This window comes from Billgrantia sulfidoxydans, assembly GCF_017868775.1.
GTDB classification, from domain to species: Bacteria; Pseudomonadota; Gammaproteobacteria; order Pseudomonadales; family Halomonadaceae; genus Halomonas; species Halomonas sulfidoxydans.
Window position 1 is genome coordinate 3,788,575 of the sequence record NZ_CP053381.1, and the last position, 25,726, is coordinate 3,814,300.

Sequence of the window (25,726 nt, forward strand, 5' to 3'; positions counted from 1 at the left end):
CATCATCCCTGACGACCAGCCGGCTCAGCTGTCAACGCTCGCCCCTCAGCCGAGAGGACCGACCACCACGCGCAGCGCAAGCGCCAGCAGCATCACGCCGGTAACGCGATGGATCCAGTGCGCCCGCGCCTGCAGCCAGGGCAGCACGCGCGAATGGGTCAAGGATACCGCCACCAGCACGTACCAGCCGCCGTCGATGATCATCGCCGTGGCGACGATGATCGCCTTGGCCGCCAGGCTCATCTCCGGCGTGACGAACTGGCTGAGCAGGGCGATGAAGAACAGGATCAGCTTGGGATTGCCCAATGCCACCAGCATGCCCTCGCGGGCCGCCTGGCCGCGGGTAGTCGCAACGCCGGCCGCTTCCAGCGCCGCCGCCCTGCCGGCACGCAGCGCCTTGATGCCAAGCCAGGCCAGGTAGGCTGCCCCGCACCAGGTAATCACCTGGAACAGCGCGGGAAAGCGCACGATCAGCGCCCCCAGCCCGAGCACCGTGAGCAGGGCATAGAACCCCACGCCCAACGCATGGGACAGCGCCGCCACGATGCCGGGCGCACGCCCGCCGCCCAGCGTGTGGCGCAGTATCAGGGCCAGGCTCGGCCCCGGTGACATCGCGCCCATGGCGCACACCGCCACCAGCGACATCCAGAGTGAAAGCGGCATCTCCGTTCCTCTTCGGTTCTACGCCCGTGCCTCGGTTCAACGGTGGAACTGTCCTTCCCGTTCGGGCTGCCACAGGATCGCATCGATGCGCAGGCGCGCCTCCCCACCGCCAGGTAGCGGCCAGTCGATCTCGTCGCCAATGCGCAGCCCGATGAGCCCGGCCCCGATGGGTGCCATCACCGAGATGCCGTCCTCGGTCGCCGCCAGCGCGTGGGGATAGACCAGCGTACGTATCATCTGGCGGCTGCGTGTCAGGTCGGTGAACTGCACCTGGCTGTTCATGCTGACCACGTCCGCCGGGATCTCCTCGGGATCGATCACCTCGCCGCGCTCGAGCTCCTCTTCCAGGCAGTCGGCGACGAATCGATCCTTCTCGTCCGCCTGGTCGATCAGGCGCTGCAGTCGCTCCGCATCCAGGCGGTTGATGATGATGGGGGGACGAGACGACATACGACCTCCTTGGCGCCGACAGCAGGCAACATGCTGGCGGCCATGCAACGAAAACAGCCCTTCGCCCCGGAGGGGAGAAGGACTGTGACTGTCACTATCATAAGCCCAAGCCTGAAGAATGTCAGGCCCGCCCGTGCTTCCCGGCGGCCTAGCGTTCGGGCCGGTGCCGTGCCGTCGCCAGCAGCACGCCGGCCAGGGCGACCAGCGCGACGCCGACGAATGCACCCGGGCTTTGCTGCTGCCAGCCGAACAGCGCCAGCACCACTCCCAGGACGCCGAGCCCCCAGGCAAACCGCTTCACACCCATACCGCCTCCTCGCATGCGTTTATCGGTCAGCATGCAGCGGCCCGGCAGGCACATCAAGACGCTTGACGTGGCACGGCGCTTGCGCAACGGCGAACGTGGCGACGTGCCATGCTGTCAAAGCGACAGACATGACACCACAGGGTCTCGCATGAAGACACACGACTTCGAACGCGGCGGCGCCGAGCCGAACGCCATCGAGGGCACCCTCGAGGCGAATGCGGCGCACTACTCCGAAGAGAGCTTCTGGGACAAGGTGTCCCATAGCGCCCGGCAGGCGGGCAGAAAGACCCTCGAGCCCGCCCTGAAGATGTACTACTCGGCTCAGGACCCCAGCACCCCGCTGTGGGCCAAGACCGCCATCTATGGCGCGCTGGGCTACTTCATCTCGCCCATCGATGCCATTCCCGACCTTACGCCGCTGCTCGGCTACACCGACGACATGGGCGTACTGGCCGGTGCGCTGGCCATCGTCGCGGCCAAGATCAACGACAAGCACCGCGAGCAGGCCAGGGCCACGCTGGCCAGGTGGTTCGGTTAGGAACGCCAGACGAGGCATACCAGAAACGCAAAACAGCCGCTTATAAGCGCTGTTTTCAGTATTTCTCAAGCTGGTACCGGCGGTCGGACTCGAACCGACAAGCACTTGCGTGCGGCGGATTTTGAATCCGTTTTTCGACAACCACAGGCCGCGCTTGCTACGGGCTTTTGTAGATAAAACAATAACTTGAAATTTTCCATTGGTTACATACAACACGGGGATTCGCTACGATCTGCGACCAAACTGCGACCACTTTGGCCAACCACTGCAGAGGACGAGGGTCCGCTGCGTAGGTGGCAGCGCGAAATCATGGGAGGACACCTACACGCCCCTCCCGAACCAACCTCGACGCGAGAGCCTCAGCAGGCCTGCTCGGCCCAAGGCCAGCGGATACGGCAAGGCTAGGGCGGGTGGAGCCGGTTGGCTTATTTGGATCCGAGGCGTGCGGTCACTCTCAACGTCAATGTGGAGTTCCATCTGCATGAGCTATGGCGAGCTATAATCTAGACGAGATGAGCGAAAAGGCTAGCGTGCGAGTCGACCACGTAGTGTGGTGTGCTTGTCTCATTCTCAAAACCAGCAAAAGATTTCGAAAAAAAGAACCAGAAAAATATACAAAAACGGAAGGTTAACTCGTATGTTCCAAGGCGAAACCGAAAAATTAGAAAACGAAATTTTTACTTCTCAGGAAATCAGAGTAATAGAGCAACATGGAAAGGCCCTGATAAAGCTTGCATTAGGGTTACTTCCACCCACCACAAAAGAGCAAGAAGATTTCGTTAGAATTTTTCAAAACAGAGCATTGCCAACCACTGTCTATGAAAAGGCAATGTTTAAATATTTCAAGAACTGCTCAGAGATTGCCTCTAAGCTCCTGCTATTAAATGATGAAAATGAAAAACTCACAAAGGAAATCAGAAACTTAAAAGAAAGAGTAGGCCATGCTGAAGACAAAAAAAACGAGAATATTGCCGAGTCGGCAGAAGTGATTAAAAAACTACGCGAAGAAAAACGTCGGGCAATAAATAAAAACGAAGCACTAGAGGAAAGAATTTCACAACTGGAAACTGCCATAGATAAAATGAAAAAAAAGCTATCCTTAATTCCTGAAGAGGAAATGTCAAGAATCCTTACAAAAGAAAAAGAAAGCAAGAAAAATGAAAGAAATAAGAAAAAAGAAGAAAGGGTGAAAATTGACTGTCCGTGCTTGGGCGAAGTGGAGAATTGCTCAAGATGTTATGGCTCAGGCTCTTATGAAGCGGATGGCTATGGCAACCCAGTCTAACCATCTTGGATATGGAAAAATATTAGCGAAGATAAAATAGTTGTATGTATTAAAACGAAACCAGGATGCGTATATAAATGAATGCGACTACCGGAACATGCTCAACTTCGGGGGCTTCCCCGAAAGGCCCTCGGCGTCGAGGATACACCAGCAATCCTCAGGCGTCGTACCCGGGCAAAAAAAGAAAAGGCAGCATCAAGTCTCGATTAACGAGTACGAGGCTGTCGGGCGTTTCGGTTTGTTCACCCTTGAGAAACTGTTGCGCGAGACTTCATAAGGCGCTCTAATTGACTCACAAAGAGAGCCGCGTGTGTCCTGCCTACGCCGTCGCAAGCCTTAACTCACTCATGTTAGTTGCCCCTTAGCACTAGGATAAAAAGCAGGGGGCTGATGACTAACTTCATGAGACCGGACGGTCGGCAAATGTTTTATTAAGTAGCTCAACACGGTTTTCATAGTAAGGCCACCCTTCCGACTCGCTTATAACTGCAATATCATCGAAGTAGTCTAGACAACCTGTCAGCTCATCGTAAGCAGCTTTATCTATGAGGCTCAAACGTTCGAGCAGTCTGGCTTCAAGCTGTTCTTTTGTAAACCTTTTCGAGAAATCTACTTCTAAACAGGAGCTGATGATTTCATACCCATCTTGTGAAACATTGTCTGATTCACACTCAATCTTCGCTCCCCTCTTGAGCCATTTTTTCCAGGGTGTTTCTCTTCGCCATTGAGGACTCTTACCCTCACTGGGCTCAGGCCATATGAGTATCGTTTCTTCACCCAATGGGTGTAAACCTCCGGTCAGCATTTCAAAAAGAATCACCCCAACTGCAAAGACGTCTACCTTGGAAAAATCAGGAGAGCCGTCTTCTAGAGATTTCACATATTGCTCCGGAGCCATATACGGTCTACTGCCATAAGGGCGACCAAGAACCAAATAGGCATTGGCTAGCTCGAAGTCAGCGACGAATGATCTCATTTTTATCGGGTAGCCATCACCCGCATCAAAATGCTTAGAAATATAGTCCAAAAAAACATTCTCAGGCTTGAGATCTTGGTGACACAACAGCCCTTTTTTTTCACAATAATTCAAAGCATGTACGATCTGAATAGAAATCGATAATGCCTCAGGCTCAGAAACAGGCCCTTCACATATGAAATCCCGCAATGTAGTGTCACGCTTCCTAGACAATAAAAAGGGAACGCCTGAAATTATATCAATATCAAAAAATCTCTGTATGGATGGATGATGGCAAACCACATGAGCATTATTCACTTCATACAAAGCTTGTGAAAAAAAACTGTGCCTATCAACCAAAGACATGGCTCCTTCGGTTTTGATACCTTTTGCAATGACATAGTTGGTATCACCCCCCTTGAAGGTATAAATCATGGAATGAGGTGTAGACATCTCACCTATTAAATCACCATGCTTGCAAAGTTTGCTCTCAATAACCAATTTCTGAACATCTTCTGGAAATTCCCACAGCATTTTCATATACAAACTCACATTGACTTATAAGTTTTTACTTAGCCAGGAAACCAAACCACTCAGCATTTTCTCCCAGACAAATGTCTTTGCATAAAAATAAGTTTATATAAGAATTGCTTTTTCTTGTTCAGTCATAATTCTTCGACCACGCCGGTACTCACCATTGATTCCAGGTAATCTGCCAACTTCCTAGGATGCTCGTCGCCCCTCAACAACACGCCAGCCTCCATGTTTCTCTCCATGGCATAACCGGTCAGGTTGGCACTGGTGATGAAGGCGAGGCGATCGTCGGCCACGGCGACCTTGGCATGGACACTGCCCCCAGTGAACTCTTCAGACCGTTTCTGCCAGGCGAAGAAGCGTGCTCTGGGAAGGACTTCTCTCATCAGTGAGACCGAGTCCACCGAGAGGTTTCCGCCCTTCCCTTCGGGCGACTCCAGCAGAATCTTGACGTCGACTCCGTGATCGGCAGCCTGATTCAGCGCGGTGACGATGCGATCGACCCTGTAAGCCACGAAGCTGGTCAGGAAGAGGCGCTCCCGGGCACCGCGGATTACCTCGAGCATGACCTGCTCCGTCTGCCGTGTGGCGGTACCAGCGGGAGCTGGCCCCGTCCAGACCAGCTCGGGGCTCAGCTCCTGATAGTGCTCGACGACATAGGAAGCCCCTTCGAGCATCCCGGCAAGTCGAAGAGCCGATATGTGGTGAGCTGCCGCCTCCCGCAGGAGCCGCAAAAGCAGCTCCTTCGAGTGGTGGTGCGTCACGCGACGCTCCAAAACGAAGGCATCGATCTCGCCTTGCTCGATCAACGTATCGACGACGCTGCGCAAGGCGCCCTTGGAGACGGCCGTGGCGAACTCGACCACACCTCGTTGCAGCCCATTCATCCTTTCCACCAGAAGAAGGCGGCATCGCGTGTCTCCAGCGTGGGCATCAGCAGGGCTCGATCCAGATACCTGTTGCCGGCTTCACATGAAGTCTCGGCGACGAACGAGCACGCATGACAGGATGCGCCATGTAGAGACTGGTCTGTGGTGGGGTCGTGCTCCGCACACAGCGGATCGGAGGAGCACACCTCGGCCCGATCCAAGGCTTGGGTCATCAACCTCTCCAGGTTCGCCGGCTTGCCGAGCTCGACGAGACCACCCAGCGTGCCGTCGGAATCCGCCGCGGCGGTGTAGATCAGCACACCGGCTTGATTCTGGTCACCCTCGACATCGGCGTAGATGCGCTCGCGGATGCTTGCGGCATTGTAGCCACACTCCAGAGCCATCTCTCGGATCAGGGTATGAGCCAGTGTGTGGAGCATGGCATAACGAATGCCCGGATAGCCGACTTCTGGATCCAGCTTCCGTTTCCTACGCCAGCCACGGTGGGCCGCTCGCAGCTTCTTGTCCAGCCTATCGACGGCCTCTCGACCGTGCCACTCTTCCAGGTGGTTCAGGTTGAACTCGATGAAGATACCTTCACCGTGCACCTCGGTTGCCGGCACCCACTCAGGCGCTCGCGAGGTAAGCGGTGCGCGCTTCACCGAGCCCTCGCCCGCTTCTTCTTCCGGGGACTCGATTCGCGTGAAGCCGATCAGTGCGTTGACCTCCTTTAGACGCTCCAGGAGGACCACTCGCTTGATCTCATCCCGGAACTGATTCGGGGCGGAGAAGACCTTGCTCTTGAAGCTCGGGTAGTCGTTGGGTGGCTCATCGGCAGTGAGCACCTCCCATTCTGGTGTCTTGATGTCACGATCGTGGACTTCGTCCCCCCCGCCCTGGTGCGCCTGAATGGCGGCCCATATTTCGCCGACCTCATACGCCTCGATGCCTGGCAGCTGGCCGGACTTCTTGAGGGTCTTGACGATCGCCTTCACTTCCGGCTCGTCTTCGGCATCCTCGAAGAAGGTCCAGCCATCCTGGACCAGCTGGCTCAAGGGGGTCGACGACTTGGGCGGAATCGCCAGCACGGAGAGGGTCGACGGAAACCAGCCGTTGGTGGCCCCGAGCAGGACCGTGCGTGCCTCCTGGTCGCACTCCTCGAAACGGGTGAGATGTGGATGTCGGCCTCGACAGCCTGGCAGATTTTCCTTGCTCGCCTTTCCGAATGCGTGGGCCATGTTCCGTGATGCCTCACACTCGTCGCACTTCACCCACAGATTCTCCGTCTGCAAGGAGGCCCCGTTCTCATAGAAGCGCAGACTTCCTTTGCAATCACTCGGTCCACGGTGGACGAACCAGTGCCAAGGAAAGTCGTCCAGGTGCCCTGACTTGCAGGCGATCAGGAAGCGGGCAGGCACGGCATCGGCATCGGTGGCCTTCTTGGTGCCATCCGAGCCCTTACACCCCTTGTGTACGTAACGCGCTCTCTCGATCCTGAACCGATCCTTCAACTCGAACAACCCCGCCTCGACGGGCGAGAGGAGCCCGCATTTCACACATCTGAGCCAGCGGGGAAACGGCTTTACCGGGACACCGATCAGCGCCTCTGAAGAAGTGTTGTCCTTCACCTCCTCCTCGTTGATCGGCGGCATGCGCAGGGACTCGATCTGAGGCCCGAGTACCCGCCTGACGTTCGCCAGTAGACGTGCCTCGTGTATGGTGCGGCATCTGGGCTCGTCCCATCGCTCGGAGGACATGGTGACGACGGACATGTTGGGTAGGTCGATCAAGGCACCGGGCCCATACGACCATAGCAACTGACTGGGGCGGATCTCACCGATTCGCGTCCTGCTCATGACTCTTCCCCCTCTTCACCTGATGTCGCAGGCCGCGCCTGCCAGTCGGGCGCATCACGCATCCAGGCGTCGTCCATGACGATGCCCACGCCGGGCTCCACTTCACGCATCGACATCGGCACCGTCCATTTCGACCATGGATCTGCCCCTGGCTTCCTGAGCAACTCGACGGAGGTGTCCGTCGAGTTCCGCATTTTCTGATACACCAGCGTGCGGCCACCCAAGCTCGCCTCCTTGGCCCAATCGTCGGCTCGTGACTTGAGCTGGTCCATCGCCCACTGCCGCTTCTCCTTGGACTCGGTGACGTTCGCAGCGCGATCTACGATCCGGCTGGTGACGTCTCGTACCTCGCCACGGTCCGGCCGGTCCAGCTCATCGGCGCCCTGGTTGGCGCCGAACGCCTGATATTCGTTTCGAAGCAGGCTGACGAATGTGCCAGTCAGGCCACGATCCAGCGCTCGGGGCGAGAACGGGGTGACCGACTGCGCCTCCACGTGCTGGTAGAAGGTTGCGTGGTAATGCTCGTAGGTCTCGTAATGCGACAGGTCACGAGGCTTCGACCAGGTGAGCACGCTGGCCACCAGACCAGGGAACGCACGCCCCACTCGGGAAGTGGCCTGGATGTACTCGGCCGTCCCCTTGGGCTGGCCATTGACGACCATCAGCCCGAGCCGGTTGACGTCGACCCCCACGGAGAGCATGTTCGTCGCCAGCACCACGTCGAGCGCGCGATGGTCGCGTTCGCCATAGTCGACCACCCACTTACCCGCCTGGTCGTCGTAGCGGCCCTGGAAGCCAATCTCCATCTGATCAAGGTACTTCGGGATCTCGTCGTTACGCACTCGCGAGGTGAGCTCTACCACATCGATCTTGCGGCGCTGAGCCAACCCCGGGCGTTCGACCAGACTCATAGCGACCCGGTAACAGCGCGTGTTGACGTCGTCTTCTGCCAAACGCTTCATGCCACCGAGCTCGCGGAGGGAATTGAAGTAACCGACCAGCGTCATGTAGGGGTCCGCTGCCTTGCCGAAATGATCGAACAGGGCCTGGGCTGCGGTCAGGAAGGCCGTGTAGGTGCGAATCAGGACCGCGGGGCGAGAGCTGCCCGGTGCGCAGATACCCAGATAGCGACGCCCCGATATCACTTCGGTCGGGCGCTGGACGGAAAAGTAGTTGTCCTCAACGTCCAACCCCGAAGGAGGGAAGACGGCAAGTCGCCGCATGAAGACGTTGCGCACCTGATCGGCCGCCTTTCTAACCGTCGCCGTGGAGGCAACGACCTTGGGCCGAATTTTGGTGTCTCCATCATGCCAGCTACAGAGTTCGTCCACGGCCGTCTCGTAGAGACCGACCATGGTGCCCAGCGGTCCGCTTATTAGGTGAAACTCGTCCTGAATGATCAGGTCCGGCGGCCGAATCGCGGGAATGCTCTTCACCTTGGATGCGGGATGCATACCCTGCTTGCGATGCCGTTGACCACAGTCGTGGCCTGGCCAAAGCAAGCCATGGCGTTCACACTCCTGATCTACTTTTCCGAAGAGGGCCCGCACTTCGGGCCGCCAAGCCATCTGAGCGAATTTGTCGACCGTAGCGATCATCATGCTGGGCGGACGGTGATAGATCTCTTCGTCTACCACTTTCACGGGCAGCCCAGGATGCGCGAGACGTGACGACTGGCCTTCGGAGAACTCGCAGTTCCCGTAGGGGTCGCTGCAGAAGAGCGTCGTGCGCAGTGCCGTCTTGTCGACCTTGATGTTTCGCTTGGGATCGATCTCAGAGCCACACCACGGACAGCCGGTGAGCTGGGCCGGTGACGCCAGGCTCGAGGTGTTACGATCGTCGTTGCGCGTCGCCTCGATGGCTTCGTGTGCCTTGGCCGTGGTGCCTGGGGTCACCTTGTTGCCGACCCACAGCCCGATCGTGAACGGCTCCTCCCCCCAAAGAGCTGGCTCACTGCGGCGTATCACCTCCATGGCACAGATCAAAGCGGTGGCACGTTGGAACTGCTGCAACGTGAGCAGGCGCAGGGTATAGCGCATGATGACGGTGAGCCCTCGGGAACCATCCAGCCCCCCTTGCATGCCCATCAGGCGACGTATCCCCATGGCGAAGGCGGCGACACCCAGATAGGCCTCCGTCTTGCCGCCCCCGGTGGGGAACCACAGCAGGTCGGCATGCGCCTCGACGGGATGGGTCCTGTCCTGATGGTGTGGATTCGCAAGAGAGGGAATCGAGAGCAGCAGGAAGGCGAGCTGGAAGGGGCGCCAAGAACGGTTCTTCCGTTCATCCAGTGACTCGGGAGTCACATCGGCACCGCGTCGTGTCTGGAGTGAGTAGATGCTACGGATCCGTTGATCCGCCATCGCCTGGTTGGCGAAGCGAAATGCCTGAAGTGCCTTCGGGTCTTCAGCCAGGGTCGACACCCCCTCGCGAAGCCGGCCGAGGATGGAACGGCAGTCGCCGAGGATGCTCTTCGCTGCCTCCTCGTGCTCGGTGATCTCGTCACCGATCCTGTTCTCCTGCTCCCCGATCCAGGCGGCATAATCCTCGGTGAGGGTGGTCAAGGCCTCTCGCAGCTCTTCGACCTCCATCGCCGCCAGCTCCTTCATGTCCAGCCAGCCACGCTCGATCATGTGCCGTTGCGCCGGGCGGTCATCGGGAGACGAGCCGGGGGTCTCCGTGACGGGGATCTCATGGTGGGGCATGACCTGGGTGCGCACCTCGGTCGCCAACGTCGGCTCCGTCTCGGAGATCGTGGCATGCACCGACACCCCGTGACCGACGGCGAACTCGAGCTTGCGCCTATAGACCAAGGCCAGACGTTCGCGCTCCTCGTCGTCGACGGAGTCGCTACCGGGGCGGCGATGGAAGATCGCCTTGCCGTCGGCCGCTTCCACCGCCGTGACGCGAATCTCGGGCTGGAATACCCAGGCGGCATCCTTGTTCTGTTCTGGCTCCACCTGTCCGTTCACGAGGAAGAGCGTGACCAGCCGCTCCCCCTTGCCATTGGTTCGAATCGTCCCTTGGAGACGCACCTGATCGTCGCTGGGACTGGGGGCCGCGGGAGAGATGGGACCATCCTCGAGGGGCAGACGGACGGAACCGCCACAGGGCACCCGCTTCCACACCTTTATCTTTTTTTCTTCAGTTTCTCCCGTCTTCTTGTTCCTGACGGTACGGGTGAAGTCGTGCTCCCTGCCGGGAAGTTTTTCGTAGCGCCCCCAGGCGGCGGCCACCTCGACGCTGTCGACGTCCGGCGCCACGCAGAACGTCATTCCGATGCTGGAGGGCACCAGCGACTGGTTGTCGGTGGTGTCGATCTCGTCGAGAGCATCGTCGTCGGGATCGACTCGCCCGGTGACCTTGCTGAAGTCCTGGCCCGGCTGGTGGAGCGAGGCATCCTGAGGTTCGTCCGGCTCGTCATCCTCATCCATACCCGCCGCCGGTTCGACCCTGGCGGTGTCGCCATCCGCAGGCTTTCGAGGGGCGAGCTTGCCGACGAGGTAACGATCCTGGACGCTCATGTCCTTGATCAGCTCCTCCGGCCCACCAGCGGGGCCGAGAAGGTCGTCGACGACCGCCAACTGCAACAGCTCACGGATGTACGCATGGGCATGGGGTTTGTGCTCGGGATGCTCGGGGTCGACGAGCGGCACTGCCGTCAGCGAGATCCCCACCCCCTTCGAGACGGACTCCGCGAACTTGGTCCATTCGAGGCGACCGATGCTGCCCGAACAAGGTGGCAGGCCTAGGCTGCCGAGTGACACAGGCTGCTCGATGGGCTTCACGCGGTCCAGGTAGTACGTCGTGGCATCGGCCTGCCAGCGCGCCTTGAGCACACGGCCCACACGGGTGACACGGCCGGCTCGATCGACGATGAGCAGCCAGTCACCATCACGGACTCCCTTGAGGAGCTCCGCGTTGGCCGTGATTCGCAGCGTGAATGGTGACAGCCTCGGATCGGTGACGGCACCCTGGTCGACGGCCATCCATGCGTTGGGAGTTCGACCTTCCATCTTCTCAGCCATCCTTTCCCCCTCAGTTCCCGAATTCGTTGTTCAACAAAGACTCGACCCTGCTTCTCGAATTGTATCCGTTCTTGATCAATATCTCGGCGATGTCCCGGCCCGAGATGAAGATGATGGGATGCCGGTCTTCACGGACCTCTTCATAGGCCTGCTTCGACACCACCGACGTGGTGACCAGCACACCGAACTGCCTGTGTCGAATGCGCGAGATGAGACGAGCGACGTCCTTCACGCCCACCGTGACGGGTGAACTGTCTCCAACGACGGGTGGGCGATAGCACTTCGCCTCCAGTGAGAACTCGGCGTGGACCGGGTCGGACATCAAACCCAGCGAGTAGCGGCCCACGGCATCACGACCCCCATCCACCACACCACGGGTGATCTCGTCGACGACGACGCGCGTGTCGGTCATCTGATAGACACGAGCGGCGAATGCCTCGAAGGCGTGTGGAGTGGCATTGAAGTGGCCCCAGACAGCCGTAAGGATGTCTGCCTTGATCTTGGTGTCGACCGTCTGCTGGGCAACTGAGCGAATGGTCGTGGTGGGCTCGGCGGTGAGGGGCAGATAGTGGCCCTTCGTCACCCACTCCCGCCACGCGTGGGGAGCGTGCTCCGTCAACGCGTCGCCGGTTGCGAGGTCGTTGAGCCAACGACGCTCCACCATAGGCACGTCGAGGATGGTGAAGTGGGCACGGTAATTCTGGAAACGCTGACCCTCGGCCGACTTCCAGATGCCCAAGAGATCCTCAGTGGCGGACAAGCCAGGAAAGCCCGGCACGGCCAAGCCCCGGAACTGCACGGAGCGGGCACCGTGCTCGGTGGGGTGCTTGCGAAACACGAAGAACGGTGGAACGCCAGCGCGCGGTGCCTGGTCGCCGTGTACGAGATCGAAAGCATGCCGCAGCAGCGCATTTCCGCCCTTTCGGGTGTCGTGGAGCTCGTGCCCGGGCCGCTTGTTGTCACCGTAATAGGTGAAGAGCCCGGTACTCGGATCAAGGGTGTCGGGCCAGTCGGAGTCATGCCCCGTGGTGTACAGAACCACCCAATTTCTGACCTGGCCACGCCCCGCCATCCGAAAGCCACCCATGTTGCCCGTGCCGGGTAGCAGCTTGCTGATCGGCTCACCAGCCAGCTGGCCATCGTGGGTGCTTTCGTATACGGCATCCACGATCAAGTCACAGCTCGATAGAACGCCATGAGGAACGACCCGGCTCATGATCCGTTTCTCGCGGCACGGTAACGAGCACCACGGCGCTCCCCATGCCTCTCGACGAGCCCTCGGTCAACGAGGTCTCGTATCGTAGAATTCCAGTGTTTTTCTGCAAGACCGACCGCGGTCAAGATATTTGACTTGGCATGCCAGCCTTCATGAGCACGCAGAAAATCGAGAATGGCTCCACCAGTGTTGTCAAATTGTGGGTCACTACCAACAGAAACATTGAAACCAAGAGCTGACTGAGCTGAGCTCTTCCTTTGCTCTTGATGCCTAACCGTTGCATCCTTTGATGCAGGACTAACTTTATCGTTGCCTTCCACCTCAGCAGCTTTATCCTCGCAATGCTCACGATTCAGCTCTAAAAGCCTATTCAAAATCTCGATCCGGAGCTCCTCAGACAAAGCCCAGCGAGAAGGATACCTGCTTGAACTCTCAGAAGCCTCCCTGAAACCATACTCTATTTCCAGGTCATCCCATTCATATGCTGCCAAGACTTCAGCATCAATCGTGACCATCAGATGTCGCAACTGCTCAACATCTGCACCAGAAACGTCCGGAGAATTAATAGCATTCATAACATCGGTAAGGCCACACTCATTCTTGGCACTGAAAGCAACAACCATATCGTTAAAATGATCGGCAGCGTCAATGCCTTCCTGGGAAACCTCAAACTCTGGAACGGGGTACTTTGCAACAGATTCACTGATGGAAAGAGAAAGCGTCTCTCCAAGATTACCTCCACAAAAGCGCTCTAGCCAGGCACGAAAACCTGTGCTAAGAGAAATGGAGTAAAGATCCTCTCGCTCCATACCAACAAGAAGCACCTTGTTTGTGTAAATCCATTCGGTTGGCGCAATCATGCCTATGGGATACTTTGTATTCTTAGAGTAACCAATAAACTTCTCACGCATCCTTAACCGTCGCATCAAGTCAGCACGATGATTCCAAAACTGCCACCATCGATCAATCAGCCCTTTGTAACTTTTTAACGCTTTTTCCGTGCGAGTAGGCTTCACTTCCTCAATGAGAAACCGGTAAGCGATGGGCCAGTGCTTTTCTACCTGTTCCAAACTAAGGTCACCAATATCCAATGCCCAGCGGTTGATGCAATTCAGAGCAGAGCTCGTGATGTCATCTCCCGTAATATATGGGCGAAGCAGGCTATTGCTTTCTTTTTTTAACGACTCGAACCAAGGACTATCCGGCGTTACAACAAACGACATACCCTTGCTATTGTTAACCCCTTCAAAAGCGAAAGGTGCACTTAATAATTTTTTCGGCACCCACGTATTCGCCACCTCCGGCTCCAGCCGAGGGCCTATCCTCTCGCATTCTCTTCCATCGATTTTACAGCCTCCTCGCCAGTCTCCTTTCATAAAACCTACGACGGCGACAACGACCGCAGCCGTTCCTGGCCAAGGCATGCCTTTATTGGCGAAAAAGATGTCTCCATTGTTGACTATGGCCCCAAGACCGACCTTGAGAGCACTGCCTTCAGCGATATTGCTAGTCGCAAGCAGCCCGTAACAGCCATGATCTCGAAGCAAGTCCACAGCACGGCGATGGAAGACGACGCACAAGTCAATCTTTCCAGGCGAAGCGCCAAGAACCATTTGGCACTGCCATTGTAGCTTTTCCCCCATAGCCCCCTTCCAGAGACGATTCCCTAGAAAAGGTGGATTACCGACAACTGCGTCGAACCCCGGCGCCTCCCTGACAAATACTTCAGGGTACTCTAGAGGCCAATGAAAAGGGTGCTGATCAGACCTCCCTCGGGCAGCATTTGCCAGCGCCTCGCCTGATCTGCAAGTAATAGAACGCAGGGCATCATAGTCTCCAGATACTGCCTCATCGGCTTCAACCGCCAGTGAACCAATGGCATACTCAAGGTCAATTGAACGCCCACCAGATAGCAATACTTCACCAATGAAGGCATCAGCAATGCAATCTGCGACTTCAAGCTTTCGCCGCGCGTCTGCATCCAGCCGTGCCATAGCTTGAATGTCATTGATGTCCCGGATCGGTATATCACGCAGCCGTTGCCGCAACTCGACCGCCTCGTGAACTGCCCGCTCAATGTTCTGCCCAAACAAGCGTTGTTGGCCTTTTCCGGTGGGCCTCATCGAGAGTTCAGTGAGTTGGTCCAACCTATGAATCCCCAGCAAGCTGTCGCCACAGCGCAGGTTGTGGTCCAGGAAACCGAAGGGACGCCCCTCGGCCAGCGTCACCAGCCAGATCGACAGTTTGGCCAGCTCCACCGCCAACGGATTCATGTCCACGCCATAGAGGCAGCGCTCGACTACGATCCGGCGAGCGATCACTGTTCGCTCATCGGTATCCCGTGGCAGCAGCTCACTCTCTCCGGCGCTCGTCAGCACCTCGCCGTCGACGCTGACGACCCCGCCCGAGGCTTCGGCCTGGCTCCAGGCTTCGACGAGCCGCTCACCCAGCCAGCGGCAGGCTTGAACGAGGAAGGCTCCCGACCCCATGGCCGGATCGCAGATCTTCAGGTCCAGCAGCTCTGCCGGGGACTTCAGCCGCCATTCCTCTTTTGGTTTGCCCTCCGCCGGACCGACGTAGGCGACCGGCGTCAGTGTCTCGTGGACGATCTTCTCGGTGAGGCTCTTCGGCGTGTAGTGTGTCCCTGTCTCGCGCCGGTCACTGCCCAACACCACGGCATAAGCCCTCGGGTGATAGAGCCTGGGGTGGTCCCAGGGATCCAGGGCCATCAGGTGCATGTAGGGTTCGACCCGATCATGCAGATCCACCTCTCCTCGACAGGCGGTCATCAGTGCGGCGGACAGGCGATCGTCCCAGGAACGTTGCAGATCATTTCTCAGTGCCGAAATACTGCGACCAGTCCGCTCCTTGAGGAGCTCGATCAGAGCCTCCTGGCCGTCCAGCCCGGCCTCGGCGAGCTCACGTAGCGTCACCTTCGGCGACTTGATCTTGGAGGAACCCCGAAGCTCGAGCGTGACCTCATCGATTTGTCTGACGGTACGCTCAAGCAAGCCCTCGTAGACGTGCCCGATCTGTTCGACGTCTAGGGCGCGATAGGAGAGCGTGCGTCCCTCGAAGCTCTGGATGGCATCGAGCATGAGCAGCACGGTACGATCGTCGATGGGCAGCGGATCCGCGGCGTCGGTGAGCCAGCTGGAGCCCTTGGCTCGGCCCTCGAGAAACGGGTAACGATCGGGATCGAAGAGGGACCCCCCCATGGCGGGCAGCCGGAGGTCCGAGTGTTCGATGCCACCGTAGATGGCCCGGAACAGTGCCAACAGCCGCGACCAGCCGGCGTGTCGCCGTTCCAGGAGCTCGTGGGCATTAGACGACACTCGGCGCAGGCGCTGCCGGAAGGTCGACAGGGCGTAGTTGTTGTCGTAGGTGGTGTTGCCCAGCATGAGAAGTCCTCGCTCCTCCGCCGAGAGGATGAACACCAGCCGCATCATGACGGTGAGGCCGCCTTCGTAGAGCTCCTGCGGCGTCACCCCCTCCAGCAGCTCCCCATTGCGATCCTGGTTGGCCTTGTCGATGGCCTGGATCAGCACCTCGATCGCCGTACGCACCTGGTCCCCCAGGGCCTCGGTGACTTCGTCCTGATGCTTTTCGGACCTGGCAAAGAGGCTGGGCAATTGCCCTTCCTCGGGACCATAGAAACGAGGTACGGCCAGCAGCGAGACGAAGGCACGCAGGGTCTCGGTCTCCTGACTCCAGAGGCGCGCGTACCAGCTGACGAAGCTCGTCACCTGGCCGGCCGGGGCATGGACGAGCATCCAGCGCTCACCGTTGGTGACGAGGCCGATGGGGCAGTCGACACCGCGGAGGTAGTGCACCATGCGCTCGGCCGGGGAGGCCGCCCAACCATCTCGATGGACGACCTCGTCGAGCGGCGCATTGGGGGCCTGGACGAAGATCGGCAGGAGGGGCTTGTCCGGGTCGTTCACATTCACGAGCAGGATGTCCGGCGTCAGGGTCACGCCATGCTCCGGCAGCGACACGTGCAGAGCGTCACCGACCTGGTATCCGCGGCGAAGGTCCCGGTCACCCATCTGTAGCGCCGTCGCCAGCACCTCGTCCACCCAGGCGCGGTGGAGCTCGTCCAGGCTCGGGTCGTCGAGGTCGACAGCCTCACGCCACTCGTCATACGCCTGGCGAAGACGGGCTGCACCGCGCTTGTCGCGTCCTTCCAGCCCCTGTGGGAACGCCTCGTCCAGTACCGGGATGCTCAGGAAGGGGCCGGACACCTCGACCAGGTTCAGCCAATCGTGACGTTCGCTCATGCCTCGACCTCCTTGGCGAGTGACTCGGGGATCAGAAAAACGACGGCGACGGGGAAGGTGCGCTCCGTGGGGTCGGCGTGGTGACGTTTGATGGCTCGGACTTCGTCTTCCAACTCGGAGGGCAGGCGATCGAGGCGCGCCTCCAGCGCAGCGCGGTCGACCTGCAGCTGGCGTTTTTCGGCATCGCTGAAGATGTCCAACTGCTCCGGCTCTCCGTTCCCGTACAGCTCCTTCTCGAGCAACTGGCGGAGCTCGCCCAACACCTGCTGGATGTCGTCGATCTCACGGCGCTTACGCTTCTCAAGGGTATTGGTCAGGTAGCGCAGACGATCGCGAGATCTCGCCTCCACGGTGGCCATCACGGCATCTCGCTGTTGCTCGAAACGCTCCCGGAGGGCCTGGAAGTGATCCTCCGTCACCCTCGCCGGGCGGGACTCATCGAGCCAGGTGCGGATGGTCGTGACCCGCTCCTCGCGTTTGAAGCCATTCGACCTCAGATATCCCCCTGCCTCGGTCAGCTCCTCGTGCAGACGATGGTGCTGCCCTCCGGTGATCACCAGCCGGGACACCACGGCCACGGCGGGAGCCTCGAGGCTATCATCGGGCAGCGCTCGCACTGCCACTCGCTCGAGGCGCTTGACGTCGTCACGCTCCCACACCTGGGCGCGCAGGAGCCGCAACGACAGTTGCACCAGCGGATGGTTGAGGTGCACCAGGACGACGTCGTCACGCCCCTTGGCGAGGTCGTGGTCGAAGGTGATCGGCCGGACCCGTTTGGTGAAGGGGTGCAGCAGACCCTCCAGCCCCTGTGCCCAGCTACCCGAGAGCGGGGGGAGTCTGAACACCTTGCCCTCCGGAACGCCTTCGAGGTACGTCGGTTCCAGATCGGGTTTCTCGGCGATGCGCAGGGCCGTGCGTACCGCTCTCTCGATGTGCTCGGCATCGAAGTGCTGCTCCCGGCGGGTCTCCTCAATGCGTTCGTGCAGCTTGGCGATTCGCTCGCGCAGATCCCGATCCGACTTGATCAGGTGCCGGCTCTTCTTGGCGCGGACCTCGGCCTCTTGGGTGTCGAGTTCATTGATCCGCCCCTCGAGGAGAGCCGGGAGCTGGGGGGCGATGACGGGATTCACACTGCCCATGTCGGCACGCATGGTGTCCAGCTTGTTCAGCGCACGCAGGATGTCGACCCCCACCTCGCCGTTGGCGTCGATCGGGTGCCAGATGCGGACCTCGTCGGCCCTCTGACCATGACGGTCGATGCGCCCGTTGCGCTGCTCCATGACGTTGGGGTTGTAGGGGATCTCGACGTGGATCATCAAGCTGCAGTGATTCTGCAGGTCGATGCCCTCGGATGCGGCGTCCGTGGCCAGAAGGATCCTCAGCGGTGACTCGCTGGGGTGCGCCTGAAACGCTGCCTTGATCTTCTCGCGCTCCTCGGTGTCCATGCCACCGTAGATGAGCTCCATTCGATCGGCGCCGAAGTCGTGACCCGAGAGGATCTGCTGGAGCCAGCGCTGGGTGTCGCGATACTCCGTGAACAGGATGACCCGCTCGTCCGACCAGGCGCCGTCGCGTCGTATGTGACTCTCGAGCCAGTCGATAATGGCCGTCGCCTTGCTGTCCGTGCGGTGGGCGTTGCTCTGAGCCCACTGCATGAGCTCGCGAAGGATCTCCCCCTCCTCGTCATCGAGGGGACGGCTACGACGATCGACCTCGATCAGGGCTTCCGCTTCGGCGGCGTCACGCTGTCCATCATCGGCGTAGTCCTCCTCGGTGCGGGCGATCGCCCGACGGAGGATGCCGACATCCAGCCTGTTCGCACGCTCTTCGCCGGTGCCACCACGCCCCTCCATGGTGTCGACGTGCTTGGCGAGCGTGGAGGCGAAGGCGGCGGTCGACGAGGCGAGACGCTTCTTCAGGAGCTGATGCACGAAGTGCTGCGCAGTGCGATCCTCCGCCTCGCCAGATTCACGACTGGCGATGTAACGGTCCAACAGCTCCCGGATCCGCTGCTCTTCAGGCGTGTAGTGGACCTCCAGTGCCTCGAGACGCCGACGAGCGTAGACGAGACGTCCATCGGGGTGGACGAGTTCCGATTTCAGGCGCCGCACCATGACGCTGGCGAGTCGTGACTCGTCAGGCTCCACGTTGCGGGCGAAGCGCTGGTCGTCCAGCAGTTCGAGCAGCGCGGTGAAGGACTCGGTGAAGCCGTTGTGCGGCGTCGCCGTCAGGAACAGCTTGTGCTGGAAGTGGGGGGTGAGCATGCGCACCAGCCGTGTGCGCAAGCTGTCGACGGCGTAGTGCTTGACCGTGGGAGCCACGTTGTGGGCTTCGTCGACGACGAGAAGGTCGAAGCGGCGCGGGAAGTTGGTGTGTACCGGCAGAACATCACGAAGGTGGCGCAGCCCCTCCCCCTGCTTGACCCAGTCCATGGAGGCGATGAGGCGGGGGAACGAGGTCCAGGGGTTGGCGTGCAGCCCCTGTTCGCGACGCAGCTTCTTGAGGTAGGGCGTGTCGACGATGCGGAACTCGAGTCCGAACTTCTCCTGCATCTCTTGGCGCCACTTCTCCTGAAGCGATGCCGGGCAGAGGACCAGCACGGTCCTGGCACGGTGGCGAAGTAGCAGTTCCTGGATGACGAGACCGGCCTCGATCGTCTTGCCGAGGCCCACGTCGTCGGCGATGAGCAGGTTGACACGCGCCATGTCGATGGCCCGCACCAGGGGATCGAGCTGGAAGTCCTCGATGCTGACGCCGCTTCGGAACGGCGCCTGCAGATAGCCCCTGTCGGCATTGGTCGCAGCTCCCCAGCGGACCGCGTCCAGGAAGGCGTCAAGTGTGTCAGCGTCGTCCAGGCCCGTGATGGACGGCAAACCGGCGCGCTCGATGATGTGGGCCCCGGGCTCGATTTCCCAGATGACCTGGAGCTCGTCACCCAGGGCGTCGTCCTCGATGGACGACAACAGCAACAGATGCTGAGTCCTTTGCTTCCCTGCGATGTCGGAGGGGACGACGTCCGCCACCACCCATTGCCTACGCCTCACCTCCACCAGCTGGCCCGGTTCGGGTACGCCCGCAACCCTCTCGACTTCCTGTGTCGCTTCCACCACTTCCGACATACGAGCTCTCCTCGGTGTCGGGCCCCTGCCCTGTGCACTGAGCAGCTTCGCCCTTCAGTTCGTTCAAAACATGTTCTATTCGATCAGCTGCCTCTCGGGGCGGCTCGTGCTCCCAAATCCTAACCACCGTCCATCCTGCCTCGAGCAAGCGACGGTTTGTGTCGCAGTCCCTGTGACGATTGGCCTCGATCTTGTCCCGCCAGAAATCGGCGTTGTGCTTGGGCCATGTGCCATGCAAAGGGCATCCATGCCAGAAACAGCCGTCGACGAAGACGGCAAGCCGATAACGGGTGAAGACTATATCTGCCACCCGCCTCGGCTTCGATATGACTTTGTATTCAATGCGATAGCGTAAGCCTCTCTGATGAAGCTCACGACGTAAGAGCATCTCCGCCGACGTGTCTTTTCGACGGGTACGCTGCATACGACGCCTGGCTTCAGGAGATGTGGGCTTCGGTATCCCGCGATCCACCATTCCAAACTGCCTTTACCGGTGCCAACCCAAGGGACTCGAGATGTGCCCAAACACTTTTCCCAACTGCTCGACCGAGCTCAACGGGAACGGCATTTCCGATCAGCCTGGCCAACGTCGAGAAACTGACATCCTCATGACAGGCAGCAAATTTGTAGGTTTCGGGGAAGCTCTGCAGGATCGCAGCTTCACGCAGCGAAATGGCTCGATCCTGAGACGGGTGCCCGAATCGGCCGTTGCCATAACCATGGCATTGAGTCGTCATGGTCGGGGCAGGCCTGCCCCACTCCATGCGGCCATACACGCTCGGGTAGGTACTACCTGTCTTAGAGCGATGACAAGCTGCCACCAGATGTTCGGGCCAATCCTTCCAACTCCCACCAGGCTTGGAAGCCCTTATCCTTTTCAGGTTGATGTCGCTAAGGCTGGAAGCGGTGTGCAGTGGGTCGCTCGGCAAGGCCTCTCCCGCCTTGATCCTGGGTAGATGCCCAATGACGTCCTGGACAGTTCGAGGTTCTGGCGTGGTGGGAGGGACCAAACGAATATCACCGTGCCTGGAAGCCAACAGGACAAGGCGTCGACGTGTCTGCGGCACACCATACTTGGAGCAGTCGACGATCTCGTGATGCGTCCGGTAGCCTAGCCGCTCGAGCTCTTCGACGAAGTCCAGGAATACCTTGTTCTTGGCGAGACTCGGCACGTTTTCCATGGTCACGAGATCTGGAGTCGTAGCTTCGGCCAGGCGTGAGAACTCGTACAGCAATCCCCATTTATGGTCGCGCTTGATGTCGTAGCGTTGGGCATAGGTGGAAAAAGGCTGGCATGGAGCGCAGCCTGCCAGTAACCGGACCTCACTTTCACCGAACAAAGAGTTCAGCTCCTCCCCCTCCAGCTCACGCACGTCTCGTTTTAGGAAGCGAGCCCCCTGATTGTTAGTTTCGAATGGATAGCGACAGGCTGGGTCGACGTCGACACCAGCGGTCACGTCTATGCCCTCGAGCACGAGACCATGGGTGAGCCCTCCTGCACCACAGAACAGGTCTATGCAGGCAATGTTAGCCATACAACTTCCTTTTAGATAAAAAACAATAACTTAAGAGCAATAGACGAGACTGGAGCCGGTAAGTGGACTAAACCTATCATACTAGGCGTAGCGCCATGCAATACAGAAGGGGTTTCCAGGCTCGTCAAAGAAGCTCTCTGCCTTGTTTGTTTCACGGAATGATTGGGGTACAGATGCCATCCTGAAAGCTGGCATCTGCGTGCTGAGAGGAAGTCAGACGTATGCCTCCTCTGCAAATGAGACACAGCCTTGACTACCGACCACTATATGGTCGATGACGCGCACCTCGACCAGGCCCAAAGCCTCCTTGAGGCGCTGAGTGATGCGCCGGTCTGCGTCGCTGGGTTCGGGATCGCCACTGGGATGGTTGTGAACGAAGATGACCGCGGCGGCGTTGTGTGCCAGTGCCTGCTTGACAACCTCCCGAGGGTAGACGCTGGCGGAATCGTTGGTACCGCGGAACAGCTCCTCGAAGCAGATCACACGGTGCTGGCTGTCCATGAAGACGGCACTGAACACCTCGTGCTCATAATCCTGCAACAGAACCTGCAGGTACTCGAAGGCCAGCGCTGGCTGGGTGATCTTGCGCCCCCTGGCCAGCCGGCGACGGGCAAAGGCCTTGGCGATGCTTAGCAGCTCTGCTTCGGTCACCGTATCGTTGATCCGGTAGGTGCCGGCGGTTTCGCCGGCACTCAGCTTACGATGGTTCATGATTGTTCACCTCAGGCCGCCATCACTTGCGCCATGCGGCGCTCCATTTCTTCGTAGAACGCCTCTACGCGCTCGGCGATGGTGCGAATCAGCGTCTCGTCCCGATACGCACGCTTCACGAACAGCGGCATGCCAGGCCAATAGCTGACAAAGTCGATCCACTCCCGCTCACTGACCCACAGCCCGCCCTGGCACTGCGCCACGTGCTCCTGGGGCAGCTCGTCGACCAGCAGCAGCTCGATCTGGTACTTGGGCAGCTTGGTCTTGATCTCCACCAGGCCGTTACTGTCCACCAGGCAGTCAGGCGAGTAGCCCACCCCGTGGTTGAGGATGATGCCGACCTGCTCCATGCGAGGCAGGCCGGTGGCCTCGTGATAAAGCTCCCTGGCGATGGGCTCAAGCTCATGACCGCGCTGGGTGTGGGCGTTACCCTGGAAGGCATCCGAGGGCTCGCCGGTTATGCGCTCGCCAATCAGCTGATGCATGTAGCTGATGGCGCCAGTACCGAAGCCTCCCGGCCCCTTGCCCTTGACCAGCAGCGTCTTCAACTCGGACATGGTGACGATACCGAGACGGGCCGCATGCCACTCGGGCGTGCCCTGTTCCAGTGTCAGGATCTGCATGACGAATCTCCTTCGCGACATGACGGCATAGCGGCGAGGGAGAGCCCTCGCCGGTTTATGCAGGTGTCATGGATTGGGTGATGGTAGTAGGGGTGGATGGTTTCGGTGATGGTTCAGTGGCGTTGACGCTGGGGCACGGCGCGTTTCTGCAACGACGCACGCAGCTTGTCGAAGTCGCTGCGCGGCACTTGCGCCACGTCGCCGTACTTGCCGACGAACCACTCCTGGGTAGTGACGGGACAGGCACTGATCAGCTGCAGGAGCTGACTCGCCTGAAAGGGCGTGACCACCTTCATCGGTGGTGCAGCACCCTGGCCGTTGTCATCCTGCCCCCGGGTGGTGATGTTGAGCAGAGCGCACAGCACGTAACGCTTGCCGTAGCTGGTCGATGAGCCGAAGGCCTGCACGGCGTTTTTGCTGCCACTGGTATCGGCTGGCAGCAGCATGCTGGTCTCCTCGCGGTGGCCATCCTTGTGCATCAGCACGCCGGTCACCTGAATACCGCGCTCCTGGGTCTGGATACGGAAGCTCACCGCGAAGCCGTGCTGCTTCATGATCGGACGCACGGTGTCGACGATATCCTCTAGAGTAGCGTAGGCACCGTTGTTGCCCTGGCCACGCTCGGCGATGCTCGGCAGTTCCGTCTGCATCGCCGCCATGGCGGCGCTGTAGGCCATCAGCGCCTGGCGGTCGAGCACGCGCTCCTGCATCTGGAGCAGGCGCTCCATCTTGTCGATGTCGACTTCAGGGTTAAGAGCAGCCCGCTCGATCACCTGAATGATCGCGGTACTCTCCTGAAGCGGCGACGCCGGGACCGGTACCGTCTCAGTGATCGCGGCCTGGCGGGTAGCCGGAGCACGGCCGTTGGTCTTGCTACGCGAGGAATGGCTGGGTGTGGTCATGTGACCTCCTTTTACTGATAGTGCTTGAAGACATCCTGGAGCTGATCGGCAGGGACCGGCTCCAACGACACGACCACGCGAAATACCTGGCCATGAGCCATCACGTGGGTCTGGGTTTGCTTTTGGCCAGCACCAAGCAGTTGGCGGGTCAGCTGCGTCAGCGCCCGACAGGCCTCCAGTGAGAGGGGCAGTGGCATGGGACCTCCAGAATCGAAAACGCCCGACCTGGTGGGGTCGGGCGCTATGCCGTGAAAGGGGAAAAAGTACCTGGTGGACGGGACCGCAAGGGGGACGTCATCTCAGGTGAGACTCAGGCCACCAGGGCCATGGCGGATTCGAGCGCCTTATCCTTGAGGCTCGCCCCCTGGCCGAACCAGGCGGAATCCATGCGGTAGTCATTGCTGCGCGCACGCTTCTCGTGATCTACGTACTCGGTGATGGCGTTGAGCAGGCCCCAGGCGGTGCCCTGCGCCGTGCATAGCTGCGAACCACGCCCTTCATCGTGATAGAGCTTCTGAACGCGGTTCAGTGCCCGGTAGTTGGGCAGCTTGGAAGGGTCGTCCATCGGTACCTCGGCGTTGCAGATCACCGCCTGGAAGTAGGTCTTCACTTCCTCCTGGCTGACCTTGCGCTCGGCCAGGGTCTTCATGCGGTACATGAAGTCGTCCCACTGCGAGACCGAGATGCCTAGCTGTTGCTTGACCCGCTGAGGGTTGAACTCCGTGCTGTGAGGCACCTTTACTCCCTGGCTCATGCCGTCCACGGCGATGGTCAAGGTGTTGTTGCAGACCACCCGCACCGAGGTCGGCATGGCCACCGTGGCCAGCGACCCGTCACAGGACGTGGCCAGCAAGAGGTAGGCGTTGACCTGATCCTGCCCCTTCAGCGCCGTACCCAGGCCACTACGGGCCAGGGCCCAGAACTTGCGCCCGCCCTTGAGCACCCCGGCGGTCTCCAGCTCATAGCCGGCGTACTCGGTCAGGTCGCGGTAGAACTCCAGCACCTCTTCGGGCTGCACCACCTTGTAGCGCTGGGAGACTACCGACAGCGGTGCCCGGTTATCCGAGCGGTAGAGCACTTTCTGCTCGGGGAAGGAGTGGATGCTGCCCCGGTGCCCCGCGCCATCGGCAATGAAGCGCACCGGGGACGATTCGATGTGCCAGTCCATGCCGGCCTGCTGCCGCCAGACCTCCAGCGGTTGATGACGCGATAGCTGCTGCCCCAGGCCGTGCCAGGGGGTCTCTCCGACATAGGCCATGTGTTCGATTTGGTGTGCCATGGGAATGCTCCTTGACGAAAAAAAGCCGGCAGATCGCCGGCGGGTAGAGGAAAGGGTGTACGGGTCAGTCGAGAATGCGGAAAGCGTGGCCGCAGCCCAGGCACAGCCAGGGTGTGCCTTCACCGGGCGGGAAAAGGTACTGCACCATCTGCTGCCCGGCGGCCGCACCGGCAATACCACCCGATGCTGCGGCCACCACTGCTGCAGCGATGCGGGTCATGGGAAAGAAGGAGGATGCTGCCATCAGTCGGCTGGGGGCATAGAGCGAGGTGTAGGCTCCCTTCAGGGAGCCGGCCAGCGCACCAGCAGCAGTACCCAGCTTGCGGGCAGTCTCGAGATTGATGACGCGCTGCGAGGCACAGCGTGAGCAAGGTGGGGTCATATCAGATCTCCTGTGCCGATAAAACGAGCCCGGGGAGGGCTCAGCTCACAGGAGTGATATAGATCTGAAAAATTTTACTGGCCTGCTGAATATTCTGAGCGTGTGCTGAGTCGATTAGACTCGCGACTATCTCATTGAAAAAAATGTGATTATTTTTTTAACTTGTAGATGGGTTTAACCTTCCCCCACCGAGT

The 25,726-nt window shown here is 59.5% G+C and carries 20 protein-coding genes and 1 tRNA gene; 2 read left to right on the forward strand and 19 right to left on the reverse strand.

Annotated elements, in window-relative coordinates:
* Positions 1-45: 45 nt before the first annotated feature.
* The 3 genes from HNO51_RS17475 to HNO51_RS17485 all read right to left on the reverse strand — a co-directional run bounded on the left by HNO51_RS17475 (position 46) and on the right by HNO51_RS17485 (position 1,420).
* A complete protein-coding gene (locus HNO51_RS17475; RefSeq protein ID WP_209538003.1) occupies positions 46-663 on the reverse strand; it encodes a LysE family translocator in 618 nt (205 codons plus the stop codon).
* 36 nt (positions 664-699) lie between these two features.
* Positions 700-1,113 carry a nucleoside diphosphate kinase regulator gene (gene rnk, locus HNO51_RS17480; RefSeq protein ID WP_197448519.1) on the reverse strand — a complete coding sequence of 138 codons (414 nt, stop codon included), beginning with the start codon at positions 1,111-1,113 and terminating at the stop codon, positions 700-702.
* 148 nt (positions 1,114-1,261) lie between these two features.
* Positions 1,262-1,420: a hypothetical protein gene (locus tag HNO51_RS17485; protein ID WP_197448520.1), complete on the reverse strand. Its 159-nt coding sequence runs from the start codon at positions 1,418-1,420 to the stop codon at positions 1,262-1,264.
* A 148-nt stretch (positions 1,421-1,568) separates the two neighbouring features.
* Between HNO51_RS17485 and HNO51_RS17490 the strand changes: the two genes are divergently transcribed.
* Positions 1,569-1,958, forward strand: coding sequence for a YkvA family protein (locus tag HNO51_RS17490; protein ID WP_197448521.1), 390 nt, complete (start codon positions 1,569-1,571; stop codon positions 1,956-1,958).
* 71 nt (positions 1,959-2,029) lie between these two features.
* On the opposite strand, the gene HNO51_RS17495 is transcribed toward HNO51_RS17490, so the two are convergent.
* Positions 2,030-2,112: transfer RNA gene (locus HNO51_RS17495), tRNA-OTHER, on the reverse strand.
* A 483-nt stretch (positions 2,113-2,595) separates the two neighbouring features.
* On the opposite strand from HNO51_RS17495, the gene maoP reads away from it, so the two are divergent.
* Positions 2,596-3,243, forward strand: coding sequence for a DUF413 domain-containing protein (gene maoP / locus HNO51_RS17500; protein ID WP_209538004.1), 648 nt, complete (start codon positions 2,596-2,598; stop codon positions 3,241-3,243).
* Between the two features lie 400 nt (positions 3,244-3,643).
* Here maoP and HNO51_RS17505 read toward each other — a convergent pair whose 3' ends face one another.
* The 15 genes from HNO51_RS17505 to HNO51_RS17575 form a co-directional block, all read right to left on the reverse strand.
* The gene (locus HNO51_RS17505) at positions 3,644-4,738 is read right to left on the reverse strand and encodes a protein kinase domain-containing protein (protein WP_209538005.1); all 1,095 of its coding nucleotides are present in this window, start codon (positions 4,736-4,738) and stop codon (positions 3,644-3,646) included.
* A gap of 125 nt (positions 4,739-4,863) precedes the next feature.
* Positions 4,864-5,619, reverse strand: coding sequence for a DISARM system phospholipase D-like protein DrmC (gene drmC, locus HNO51_RS17510; protein ID WP_209538006.1), 756 nt, complete (start codon positions 5,617-5,619; stop codon positions 4,864-4,866).
* Positions 5,616-7,457: a DUF1998 domain-containing protein gene (gene drmB, locus HNO51_RS17515; protein WP_209538007.1), complete on the reverse strand. Its 1,842-nt coding sequence runs from the start codon at positions 7,455-7,457 to the stop codon at positions 5,616-5,618. The genes drmC and drmB overlap by 4 nt, the downstream gene beginning before the upstream one ends.
* Positions 7,454-11,485: a DISARM system helicase DrmA gene (gene drmA, locus HNO51_RS17520; protein WP_209538008.1), complete on the reverse strand. Its 4,032-nt coding sequence runs from the start codon at positions 11,483-11,485 to the stop codon at positions 7,454-7,456. The genes drmB and drmA overlap by 4 nt, the downstream gene beginning before the upstream one ends.
* A 10-nt stretch (positions 11,486-11,495) precedes the next feature.
* Complete coding sequence (locus HNO51_RS17525; RefSeq protein ID WP_209538009.1) at positions 11,496-12,701, reverse strand: restriction endonuclease; 1,206 nt, start codon at positions 12,699-12,701, stop codon at positions 11,496-11,498.
* Positions 12,698-16,981 (reverse strand): Eco57I restriction-modification methylase domain-containing protein, encoded by a 4,284-nt coding sequence (locus HNO51_RS17530; protein WP_209538010.1) that lies wholly within the window; start codon positions 16,979-16,981, stop codon positions 12,698-12,700. The genes HNO51_RS17525 and HNO51_RS17530 overlap by 4 nt, the downstream gene beginning before the upstream one ends.
* Entirely contained in the window at positions 16,978-20,100 is a 3,123-nt protein-coding gene (drmD, locus tag HNO51_RS17535; protein ID WP_209538011.1) for a DISARM system SNF2-like helicase DrmD, read from the reverse strand. The genes HNO51_RS17530 and drmD overlap by 4 nt, the downstream gene beginning before the upstream one ends.
* Entirely contained in the window at positions 20,015-20,575 is a 561-nt protein-coding gene (locus tag HNO51_RS17540; RefSeq protein ID WP_209538012.1) for a very short patch repair endonuclease, read from the reverse strand. The genes drmD and HNO51_RS17540 overlap by 86 nt, the downstream gene beginning before the upstream one ends.
* Complete coding sequence (locus HNO51_RS17545; RefSeq protein ID WP_209538013.1) at positions 20,538-21,635, reverse strand: DNA cytosine methyltransferase; 1,098 nt, start codon at positions 21,633-21,635, stop codon at positions 20,538-20,540. The genes HNO51_RS17540 and HNO51_RS17545 overlap by 38 nt, the downstream gene beginning before the upstream one ends.
* Before the next feature lie 213 nt (positions 21,636-21,848).
* Positions 21,849-22,346, reverse strand: a complete 498-nt coding sequence (gene radC, locus HNO51_RS17550; RefSeq protein ID WP_209538014.1) for a RadC family protein — start codon at positions 22,344-22,346, stop codon at positions 21,849-21,851.
* An 11-nt stretch (positions 22,347-22,357) separates the two neighbouring features.
* Positions 22,358-22,969 carry a lambda exonuclease family protein gene (locus HNO51_RS17555; protein ID WP_209538015.1) on the reverse strand — a complete coding sequence of 204 codons (612 nt, stop codon included), beginning with the start codon at positions 22,967-22,969 and terminating at the stop codon, positions 22,358-22,360.
* Positions 22,970-23,082: 113 nt separating this feature from the next.
* On the reverse strand, positions 23,083-23,871 hold the full coding sequence (locus HNO51_RS17560; protein ID WP_209538016.1) for an ERF family protein: 789 nt from the start codon (positions 23,869-23,871) through the stop codon (positions 23,083-23,085).
* A gap of 11 nt (positions 23,872-23,882) precedes the next feature.
* Positions 23,883-24,068, reverse strand: coding sequence for a hypothetical protein (locus tag HNO51_RS17565; RefSeq protein WP_209537746.1), 186 nt, complete (start codon positions 24,066-24,068; stop codon positions 23,883-23,885).
* A gap of 113 nt (positions 24,069-24,181) precedes the next feature.
* Positions 24,182-25,150 carry a DUF932 domain-containing protein gene (locus tag HNO51_RS17570; RefSeq protein WP_209538017.1) on the reverse strand — a complete coding sequence of 323 codons (969 nt, stop codon included), beginning with the start codon at positions 25,148-25,150 and terminating at the stop codon, positions 24,182-24,184.
* 64 nt (positions 25,151-25,214) lie between these two features.
* A complete protein-coding gene (locus HNO51_RS17575; protein ID WP_209538018.1) occupies positions 25,215-25,532 on the reverse strand; it encodes a hypothetical protein in 318 nt (105 codons plus the stop codon).
* Between the last annotated feature and the right edge of the window lie 194 nt (positions 25,533-25,726).

Excerpts from the sequence above, each read along its gene's own strand:
- HNO51_RS17475 (WP_209538003.1), bottom strand. The coding sequence starts at position 663 with ATGCCGCTTTCACTCTGGATGTCGCTGGTGGCGGTGTGCGCCATGGGC.
- rnk (WP_197448519.1), bottom strand. The coding sequence starts at position 1,113 with ATGTCGTCTCGTCCCCCCATCATCATCAACCGCCTGGATGCGGAGCGA.
- HNO51_RS17485 (WP_197448520.1), bottom strand. The coding sequence starts at position 1,420 with ATGGGTGTGAAGCGGTTTGCCTGGGGGCTCGGCGTCCTGGGAGTGGTG.
- HNO51_RS17490 (WP_197448521.1), top strand. The coding sequence starts at position 1,569 with ATGAAGACACACGACTTCGAACGCGGCGGCGCCGAGCCGAACGCCATC.
- maoP (WP_209538004.1), top strand. The coding sequence starts at position 2,596 with ATGTTCCAAGGCGAAACCGAAAAATTAGAAAACGAAATTTTTACTTCT.
- HNO51_RS17505 (WP_209538005.1), bottom strand. The coding sequence starts at position 4,738 with ATGAAAATGCTGTGGGAATTTCCAGAAGATGTTCAGAAATTGGTTATT.
- drmC (WP_209538006.1), bottom strand. The coding sequence starts at position 5,619 with ATGAATGGGCTGCAACGAGGTGTGGTCGAGTTCGCCACGGCCGTCTCC.
- drmB (WP_209538007.1), bottom strand. The coding sequence starts at position 7,457 with ATGAGCAGGACGCGAATCGGTGAGATCCGCCCCAGTCAGTTGCTATGG.
- drmA (WP_209538008.1), bottom strand. The coding sequence starts at position 11,485 with ATGGCTGAGAAGATGGAAGGTCGAACTCCCAACGCATGGATGGCCGTC.
- HNO51_RS17525 (WP_209538009.1), bottom strand. The coding sequence starts at position 12,701 with ATGAGCCGGGTCGTTCCTCATGGCGTTCTATCGAGCTGTGACTTGATC.
- HNO51_RS17530 (WP_209538010.1), bottom strand. The coding sequence starts at position 16,981 with ATGAGCGAACGTCACGATTGGCTGAACCTGGTCGAGGTGTCCGGCCCC.
- drmD (WP_209538011.1), bottom strand. The coding sequence starts at position 20,100 with ATGTCGGAAGTGGTGGAAGCGACACAGGAAGTCGAGAGGGTTGCGGGC.
- HNO51_RS17540 (WP_209538012.1), bottom strand. The coding sequence starts at position 20,575 with ATGGTGGATCGCGGGATACCGAAGCCCACATCTCCTGAAGCCAGGCGT.
- HNO51_RS17545 (WP_209538013.1), bottom strand. The coding sequence starts at position 21,635 with ATGGCTAACATTGCCTGCATAGACCTGTTCTGTGGTGCAGGAGGGCTC.
- radC (WP_209538014.1), bottom strand. The coding sequence starts at position 22,346 with ATGAACCATCGTAAGCTGAGTGCCGGCGAAACCGCCGGCACCTACCGG.
- HNO51_RS17555 (WP_209538015.1), bottom strand. The coding sequence starts at position 22,969 with ATGCAGATCCTGACACTGGAACAGGGCACGCCCGAGTGGCATGCGGCC.
- HNO51_RS17560 (WP_209538016.1), bottom strand. The coding sequence starts at position 23,871 with ATGACCACACCCAGCCATTCCTCGCGTAGCAAGACCAACGGCCGTGCT.
- HNO51_RS17565 (WP_209537746.1), bottom strand. The coding sequence starts at position 24,068 with ATGCCACTGCCCCTCTCACTGGAGGCCTGTCGGGCGCTGACGCAGCTG.
- HNO51_RS17570 (WP_209538017.1), bottom strand. The coding sequence starts at position 25,150 with ATGGCACACCAAATCGAACACATGGCCTATGTCGGAGAGACCCCCTGG.
- HNO51_RS17575 (WP_209538018.1), bottom strand. The coding sequence starts at position 25,532 with ATGACCCCACCTTGCTCACGCTGTGCCTCGCAGCGCGTCATCAATCTC.